1 protein-coding gene is annotated in these 1,645 nt (G+C 43.1%); it reads right to left on the bottom strand.

All coding sequences use genetic code 11. From position 1 onward, the window contains the following. Positions 1 to 167: 167 nt before the first annotated feature. On the bottom strand, positions 168 to 1,487 hold the full coding sequence (locus AB4Z45_RS32855) for an IS4 family transposase (RefSeq protein WP_441913829.1): 1,320 nt from the start codon (positions 1,485 to 1,487) through the stop codon (positions 168 to 170). Between the last annotated feature and the right edge of the window lie 158 nt (positions 1,488 to 1,645).

Raw genomic sequence — 1,645 nt, 5'->3', positions numbered from 1 at the left:
CAATGTCATTAAGTTAATCTCCGAGACAAGATCGTAAATAGAAAGTGAATCTGAAACGGCATGGGAAAAGCCCTGTGCCGTTTATTTTTTTGATGCAAGACTGATAAATAGGAACAGCAAACAAACGGATGGACGATCCGCTTAAAAAAATGTTCATATGAATCGAATTATGCTACTCTGTAGACGAAGCTGACAGCTGATTTATATCGGATTTTGCGCGTATTCTTTTGTCCCGGGCGAATGGGTCGAATCGGCAAAATGTTTTTTCGAATCAGCGCTTCAACATCGAGCGGGGGTTCATCGCCTCGAGAGCGCAAGAATTGTCTGCAAACGAGAACGGCAACCGTGAAATTGACTTGATATTGGTGCCGTTTATCCATTTGCGAAATGACGACGTGCGAGGTCATCATTTCAGCGAAGTTGTATAGAATCATTCTGGCATAAATCTCTTGGGCGATGAACGCTTGCTTCTTTGCGTGAAAACTTGTCAGACCAACCGTGTATTTTAATGCCCTAAACGAGGTTTCAATGCCCCATCGCATGTGATAAAGGGATCTGAGTTCATCGGGAGGGAAGTCTGCGGCAGAAAGATTCGTAATGACGGTTTCATAAGCGCCGTCAGGTAGGATGAAACGAACAACCCGAAAAGATAGCGGGTAAATCATGTYCTCATGCATATCCAAAAAATCAAATGTAGAATTGGTCGGAAGGAATTTGTAACCAGGATAAGCCTGGAACGCTTTGGTTTGTTTTCTGGTAAGTGTCAGATGAATGTCCCGATCAAACTCTCCGCTAGCGGGCAAACGTAAGCTAGACAGAATACCACTGGAATTCAAATCCTTTACCCGAATGACATAGTGCCACCCTTTACGTTCAATATGCGCAAAATTGTTGTAGCTTTCATAGCCTCTGTCCGCAATCACAATGGTTTTGCTCTTGATGGGCGAACGATCAACCATGGTTGCCAGCGCCCTTCCCTCGTTAATTAGCCTTTTTGGCTGGACAAGAGCATCCACGTAAAGTCTGTTACATAGATCGTACGCTGCGTTCAAATGCAGGAGGTTATAGCCTTTCGTGTTGGGTTGACTTTGAAAGAAGCTATTCTTGTCAGTTGGATCCGTTGTGATATGTAAATCCGAACCGTCAATAGCAAGTAGTCGATACCCATGGTAATCCCTGATATCCTTGTACGTTTGAGTGAATTTGTGAAATAAGTATTCTACAGCAGATGGCAAAATTTTATTACGTTGTTGGACAAAAGCGGAAGTCGTTGCCGTGTTTACGTCRTAACCTTGCGATTCCAAGAGCTCCTTGTATATACTGTTTCCGCCCATAGAGATCAGAAATTGCATCATCGTTTCGAAGGATAGCTTTTTCTTCCGGGTAAAATCTTTTTCAGGATTTTTGACATAAGGCGCTGGTGCTGCTGACATCTCTCGAATGAGGRTTGTCAGCGTTTCTTTTAATGAACTCGCGTAAGCATGCATGGTCGAAACCTCCTCGTTTTTTCAAGGGGCTTCGCCACACACTTACAATCGCCTGTCAAGTTCTTTTTCCTCATTTGGGCAAAAAAAGAGCAGGCTATCTTTTTGATAACCTGCTCTTTTGCATTCTATTGAWCTTACACCTTAACTTAATGACATTG

This window comes from Paenibacillus sp. MCAF9, assembly GCF_052114265.1.
Lineage (GTDB): Bacteria > Bacillota > Bacilli > Paenibacillales > Paenibacillaceae > Pristimantibacillus.
Note: the sequence above shows the minus strand (reverse complement) of the source record. Positions and strands in the feature narration are given on the sequence as shown.